This window comes from Paraburkholderia sp. RL17-381-BIF-C, from assembly GCF_046026435.1.
In the GTDB taxonomy this organism is placed as follows: domain Bacteria; phylum Pseudomonadota; class Gammaproteobacteria; order Burkholderiales; family Burkholderiaceae; genus Paraburkholderia.
The window spans coordinates 1-6,136 of sequence record NZ_JARESX010000144.1; the positions used below are offsets into that span (position 1 = coordinate 1).

6 protein-coding genes are annotated in these 6,136 nt (G+C 66.3%); 1 reads left to right on the forward strand and 5 read right to left on the reverse strand.

All coding sequences use genetic code 11. The features are described from left to right. Positions 1–2 precede the first annotated feature (2 nt). Positions 3–482, reverse strand: coding sequence for a cyclic pyranopterin monophosphate synthase MoaC (gene moaC / locus P0D70_RS35990; protein WP_408188019.1), 480 nt, complete (start codon positions 480–482; stop codon positions 3–5). Between the two features lie 271 nt (positions 483–753). Between moaC and P0D70_RS35995 the strand changes: the two genes are divergently transcribed. After that, positions 754–2,463, forward strand: a complete 1,710-nt coding sequence (locus P0D70_RS35995; protein WP_408188020.1) for a M48 family metalloprotease — start codon at positions 754–756, stop codon at positions 2,461–2,463. 74 nt (positions 2,464–2,537) lie between these two features. On the opposite strand, the gene P0D70_RS36000 is transcribed toward P0D70_RS35995, so the two are convergent. The 4 genes from P0D70_RS36000 to waaF all read right to left on the reverse strand — a co-directional run bounded on the left by P0D70_RS36000 (position 2,538) and on the right by waaF (position 5,949). Then, a complete protein-coding gene (locus tag P0D70_RS36000) occupies positions 2,538–3,113 on the reverse strand; it encodes a DUF2946 family protein (protein WP_408188021.1) in 576 nt (191 codons plus the stop codon). Further along, positions 3,106–4,269: a YheT family hydrolase gene (locus P0D70_RS36005; RefSeq protein ID WP_408188022.1), complete on the reverse strand. Its 1,164-nt coding sequence runs from the start codon at positions 4,267–4,269 to the stop codon at positions 3,106–3,108. The genes P0D70_RS36000 and P0D70_RS36005 overlap by 8 nt, the downstream gene beginning before the upstream one ends. A 40-nt stretch (positions 4,270–4,309) precedes the next feature. After that, complete coding sequence (locus tag P0D70_RS36010; RefSeq protein ID WP_091799370.1) at positions 4,310–4,756, reverse strand: nuclear transport factor 2 family protein; 447 nt, start codon at positions 4,754–4,756, stop codon at positions 4,310–4,312. A gap of 167 nt (positions 4,757–4,923) precedes the next feature. After that, on the reverse strand, positions 4,924–5,949 hold the full coding sequence (gene waaF, locus P0D70_RS36015) for a lipopolysaccharide heptosyltransferase II (protein WP_091799373.1): 1,026 nt from the start codon (positions 5,947–5,949) through the stop codon (positions 4,924–4,926). Between the last annotated feature and the right edge of the window lie 187 nt (positions 5,950–6,136).

The following is a 6,136-nucleotide window of genomic DNA, read 5'->3' on the forward strand; positions in this document are numbered from 1 at the left end:
CGTCAACTCCCCGCCACCCAATCCCCCGACTTCCCGCCGTGCTTCTCCAGCACACGCACGTCAGTAATCGTCATCCCCCGATCCACCGCCTTGCACATGTCGTACACCGTCAGCAGCCCGACCTGCACGGCAGTCAGCGCTTCCATCTCCACGCCCGTTCGCCCAAGCGTTTCGACCTGAACCGTGCAATGCACGCCCGGCAGCGCTTCATCGAGTTCGAAATCCACCTTCACGCGCGTCAGCGCGAGCGGATGACAGAGCGGGATCAGATCGGCGGTGCGCTTCGAACCTTGAATCGCGGCGATTCGCGCGATACCGATCACGTCGCCTTTCTTGGCGTTGCCGTCGCGGATCAGGGCGAACGTCTCCGGCAGCATGCGAATCGAGCCGCGCGCAACCGCAATGCGCTTGGTCTCCTGCTTGCCGCCGACGTCCACCATATGCGCGTGGCCGGCGGCGTCGAAATGAGTGAGTTCAGGCATGGTTGGGCTCCTTCAGAGGGCGCCTATCATAGCAGCGGCGCAGCCCGGCGGCGGCAGCAGCGCGTTTGTGCGGGCCGATGCGCAAGGGCGTCATCGGCGACACTCATGTGGATTATGCCGCGCAGCGAGCGGTTGGGAGCGCCAGGTCCACGCGAGTCACCATGACGTGAATCACCCGAACTCGCGTGGCGACTGATTACAATCGTTCTATGCCCGCTAACTTAGTCCGAGCGGCGGCTTCGTTTTTCGACCTCGTCATATCGACCTCGTGATGCGTCCGAAACGGTTCCTTGCTGCGTTGCTGTCTGTCGCGCTGGCGACGGCGCCGGGCGCGTTTGCGCAATCTCAGGTTGTTTCGGGCTTGGCGCCCAGCACGCTATCCGACGAGCCGCCGCTGGTCAGCGGCCCGGCCGATGTCTACGGCGATCCGCTCATTCCGTCCGATATCGCGCAAGGCGTGTTCGGCGTGTACGGCGGGGCGCGGAGCCGCTTGTCCGGCAATTCCGGTGCGAACACCAACTGGCGGGCGCCGATCGTCACGCAGCAATTGCCCGATCTCGGCAACGGTGGTTCAGGCTCGCTCACGCCGCAGGCTGAACGCAAGCTCGGCGAGCGCGTGATGCGTGAACTGCGCCGCGACCCCGACTATCTCGACGACTGGCTGGTGCGCGACTACCTGAACTCAGTCGCCGCGAAACTTGCCGCGGCGGCGAGCGCGCTCTACATCGGCGGGTATCGTCCAGACTTCGATCTGTTCGCGGTGCGCGACACGCAGATCAACGCCTTCTCGCTGCCGGGCGGCTTTATCGGCGTGAACACCGGCCTCATTGTGGCGACGCAGACCGAATCCGAACTCGCGTCGGTGTTGGGCCACGAAATGGGACACGTCTTGCAGCGCCATATTTCGCGCATGATCACGGCCGGCGAACGCAGCACCTACGCGGCGCTCGCCGGCCTCTTGTTCGGCGTGCTCGCCGGCGTGCTCGCGCATAGTGGCGATCTGGGCAGCGCGATCGCGATCGGCGGTCAGGCGTATGCGGTCGACAACCAGTTGCGTTTCTCGCGTTCAGCCGAACACGAGGCGGATCGCGTCGGTTTTCTGCTGCTCGCCGGTGCCGGCTACGATCCCTACGCAATGACGACCTTCTTCGGCCGCCTCGATCGCGCCGCAATGAGCGACACCGGCGTGCCGGCCTACGCGCGGACTCATCCGCTGACCGGCGAACGGATCGCCGACATGGAAGACCGTGCGCGCCGCGCGCCTTACCGGCAACCGCATCAATCGGCCGAGTACGGTTTTGTGCGCGCTCGCTCGCGTTTGCTGCAAGACCAGTCGCGCAGCGAGTACGGGGATGAGATTTCGCGCTTGCGCTCCGAGATCGAGGACCGCACGGCGGTCAACGTGGCGGCGAACTGGTACGGCATTGCGTATGGGCAGATGCTGCTCGAGCGTTACGACGACGCGCTGGCGTCCTTGGCGTCGTGTCGCGCCACGTTCGCGGCAGGCGAGCGGGCCGAGGGCGGAGTTGCGCGGAGTTCGCCGAGCCTCGACGTGTTGGCCGCCGACATCGCGCGGCGTGCCGGGCGCGACGACGAGGCTGCTCGCCTGGCCGAGTTCGCGCAGAAACGCTGGCCGCAGTCGAACGCCGCGATCGACATGCATATCCGCACCTTGCTGACGTTGCACCGCTTTGCCGATGCCCAGGCGCTCGCGCAGAAAGAGACGCGGGCCCAGCCCGATCAGCCTGCCTGGTGGCTGTACCTCGCGCAGGCCAGTGCCGGCACGGGCGATGCGTTGACGCAGCATCGCGCGATGGCTGAGAAGTTCGCGCTGGAGGGCGCGTGGCCTTCTGCGATCCGCCAGTTGAAGGACGCGCGCGATCTGAAGGCGATTGGCTACTACGACCTCGCAACCGTCGACGCGCGACTGCATGAGATGGAAAGCCGCTATAAGGAGGAGCGGCTGGACGAAAAGAGTTAGATCTTGCTTGAGCTTCGCCGCGTTGATCCGGCCTCGCTCGCAGGAATCAGCTGCGGCGCGAGCCGGTAGGGTGCTTAAGCGGCTGAGGCGGCCGGACTCGGCACGAACCCGAAGCGCCCGGCGACATCGCCCCGCCTTACAGCCTGCAACGGCAACACGACCTGATTGTTCCAGCGAAACTCGCCGCTCATCGAGTCATCCGCCAACGTCGCATGATCGGAGAATACCTCCAGATCATGATCGTGCAAGACAGCGACTTTCGGTGGCGCTGAGCCGTCGATGAACAGAATCCCGCCTTCTTCATCCACGAACACGGCTGCGGGCTCGAAAGCGCCGCCGGCCTGATCCTGCAATGCGAGCGCGCCGCCGGCATCGGCCGACAACCTCACCACCCACGGCGTATAGCCCAGTTCGACATACACACGCTGCGGGCCATTCTGGAAGAACCACTGCCCTTGCTCGTCGGCGGCGTAATTGCGGTTGATGAACCCGAGCAACGCTTCGTGGCGAATCGGCGTGCCGGGCGTTCCGCTTGCTTGGGCGGCCTCGTCGCGCATGCGCCAGTTGCCGCGCCTATCCAGCATCAGCCACCCGGTGCAACTCGGTACGTTTGGCCACTTGGCCAAGGCCTGCTTGACGATGTCATCCATGATCGAGGTGCCGCTCCAGATAGCCGAACACGCGCCGCGACAGCCAGTCGATGCGGCCCGGGAACGGCCCGGTCATAAAGCCGGCGTGGCCGCCGTGCCTGGGTTGGTCGAGTTCCACCGCCGCCGACACTTCATGCCGCGACGGCAATGCTTCAGCCGGCAGGAACGGGTCGTTGCGCGCATTCAGCACCAGCGTCGGCACCTGAATATGCGGCAGCAACGGGCGCGTGGTCGCCGTGCTCCAGTACTCATCGGTATTGCGAAAGCCGTGCAGCGGCGCGGTCACCACGTTGTCGAACTCGTACATGGTGCGGCTCGCCAGCATTGCGTCACGGTCGAACAGGCCCGGAAACTGGACCAGCTTCTGCTCGGCCTTCTGCTTGAGCGTTTTCAGGAAGCTGCGCGTGTAGACGAGCCCGAAGCCCTGCGACAACGCGCGGCCGCCGGCATGCACGTCGATGGGCGCCGAAATCGCCGCGGCGGCTGAGATCACCGACGCCGCGTCTTCGCGCCGCTCACCGAGCCAGCGCAGCAGCACATTGCCGCCAAGCGACACGCCGGCCGCAACGACCGGCCCGCGATGCGCGGCGCGCAAACGCCGCAGAATCCAGTCGACTTCGTTGCTGTCGGCGAGATGGTAGAAGCGCGGCATCCGGTTCAGCGGTCCGCTGCAACTGCGAAAGTGCGGCACGACGCCGTGCCAGCCGCACTCGCGCGCGGCCGCCATCAACGAGGCGGCGTAGTGCGAACCCGAACTGCCTTCCAGACCGTGAAACAGCACGAAGAGCGGGGCGGTGTCGGCGGGAACCCGACGCGCAGCACCGGGCGCGAGCGCTGATCGGGCCTGCGCGTCGTGCTCCACCCAGTCGAGATCGATGAAGTCGCCGTCGGGCGTGTCCCAGCGCTCGCGTCGAAACGAGACCGCGGGGCGGCGTGCGAACAAGGACGGGACGATAGTCTGCGCGTGCCGGTTCGGCAGCCAGAGCGGCGCACGGTAGAGCAGTTCGACGGTGGCCTCGACCGCGGCGTCAACGGCAGCCTCGACCGCGGCCGCGGCGCGCGCGGTGCCGGAAGAAGCGGATTTGTCGTGCGCCGTTCCCGAATTGCGCGAGGGGACTTCCGTCGGTGCCGGGGACTGCCTGCGGGGCGTGCTCATACCTGCTTCAAAACGCGAAAAGTAAAACGCGCGGTGCGCGTCAGTGCAGCGACCCCTGGCCATGCCGCATTTTCGTGGCGAACTGGCTGGCGGCCTCATTGGGCATAGGACTCGCGTGAATATGCGCGATGCGCCATTCGCCGCGTTCGTGGACCATCACGTAAGTGGTGAACACCATGGCGGGCGTGGCCTTCGGATCGGCCGGGCGGTGCGCTTCGGCAATCGCGTAGACCACGGTGCCGAGGCTGTCGTAGACGCGGATGTCGAGCGGTTCGATGGAAACGGGCGCGGCTTCGAGCTGGACCTGCAAGCCGGCGCGAATGCTGTCGAGGCCGTGCAGGTGGGAACCGTCGGCGCAGATGCAACTGACGAACTCTTCATCGATCCACAGACCCATCAAGCTGTCGATATTCACCTCGGCGACGGCCTGGTAATAGGCGTTCAGCGTATCGGCGGCGGCTTCGAAGATATGGGCAAAACGTGGCATGGCTCGTCAGTCTCTTGTGCGCGGCGCGCGGTTGCAAGGCAGCGGTCAGCGGGACAGCCCGGAACCGGACAATCGCACCCGAGCGCCAGAATGCCCGCGCCGCAAGGCGCGAACATGACGCGACGCGCTCAGGGGCGTGCGGTGTTGCGTGCAAGTATCAGCGGCGTTTAGCGTTGCGCCAGCAACATGCCGCGCAAATCGCCAAATACCTGCTCGGCGCTCAACTGCTTCAGGCAGTTCAGATGACCGAGCGGACACTCGCGCTCAAAACAGGGGCTGCATTCGAGATGAAGCCATTGTACCTTCGCAAGCTCGGACAAGGGCGGCGTGTGGCGCGGATCGGTCGAACCGTACACGGCTACCAGCGGCCGGCGCAGCGCGGCGGCCACGTGCATCAGCCCGGAGTCGTTGGTGACGACCGCATTGGCGCGCGAAATCAGCGCGCATGCTTCGCCCAGCGCGGTCTGGCCGCACAGGTTGCGCACGTTAGGCGCTTTCTCGGCGATAGCCTGCGCGAGCGGCGCATCTTTCGGCGAACCGAGCGCGACGATCTGCGTGTAGGGGAACGACTGACCCACCATCTGCGCAAGCGCCGCGAAGTGCTCGGGCGGCCAGCGCTTGGCGGGGCCGTATTCGGCGCCCGGACAGAACACCAGCAGCGGCACGCGCGTATCCAGATTGAAGCGCGCCGAGACGCGCGACGCTTCGTTCAGGTCCGCGTCGAGGCGGGGCATCGGCAGGTCGTCGGGCAACTTGGCGCCGGGCGCGTAGGCGAGGGCGGCGTACTGGCCCACCATGGGCGGGCGCTCGTCCTTGCGCGGATTCGCGTGGCGCACGTTCAACAGGCCATAGCGGCTTTCGCCGGTGTAGCCGATGCGCAGCCTGATCCCCGCCATCCACGGAATCAGCGCCGACTTGAGCGAGTTCGGCAGCACGTAGGCGGCGTCGTAGCCCACGTCGCGCAGGTCGCTCGCCAACTGCCAGCGGCGCAGCATTTGCAGCTTGCCGTGCGCGAGATCGGTGGCGTAGACGTCGCGGATTTCCGGCATGCGTTCAAGTACGGGCGCGACCCACGAGGGCGCGACCGCGTCGATGACGATGCGCGGATGCAATTTAACGAGGCGCGCAAACAGCGGCTGCGCCATCAATGCGTCACCGATCCAGTTCGGTGCGATAACCAACGCGCGACGCATCAGAATGAGTGTCCGGTGTCGAAACGAAGCCCCGCGCGAATTGTGCGCGTGGCATTCGGATAGGTAAAAAGGGAAAGGCCGCGACCCGCGTGGCGGGGGGGGGGGGGGGGGGGGGGGGGGGGCGCCCCCCGCGCGCCGCGGGGGTGCCCGGCGGGGGCGGCGCCGCGCCGGGCGCCCGCACCGGGAG

Coding starts and splice junctions, on each gene's coding strand:
- moaC (WP_408188019.1), bottom strand. CDS start 482: ATGCCTGAACTCACTCATTTCGACGCCGCCGGCCACGCGCATATGGTG.
- P0D70_RS35995 (WP_408188020.1), top strand. CDS start 754: ATGCGTCCGAAACGGTTCCTTGCTGCGTTGCTGTCTGTCGCGCTGGCG.
- P0D70_RS36000 (WP_408188021.1), bottom strand. CDS start 3,113: ATGGATGACATCGTCAAGCAGGCCTTGGCCAAGTGGCCAAACGTACCG.
- P0D70_RS36005 (WP_408188022.1), bottom strand. CDS start 4,269: ATGAGCACGCCCCGCAGGCAGTCCCCGGCACCGACGGAAGTCCCCTCG.
- P0D70_RS36010 (WP_091799370.1), bottom strand. CDS start 4,756: ATGCCACGTTTTGCCCATATCTTCGAAGCCGCCGCCGATACGCTGAAC.
- waaF (WP_091799373.1), bottom strand. CDS start 5,949: ATGCGTCGCGCGTTGGTTATCGCACCGAACTGGATCGGTGACGCATTG.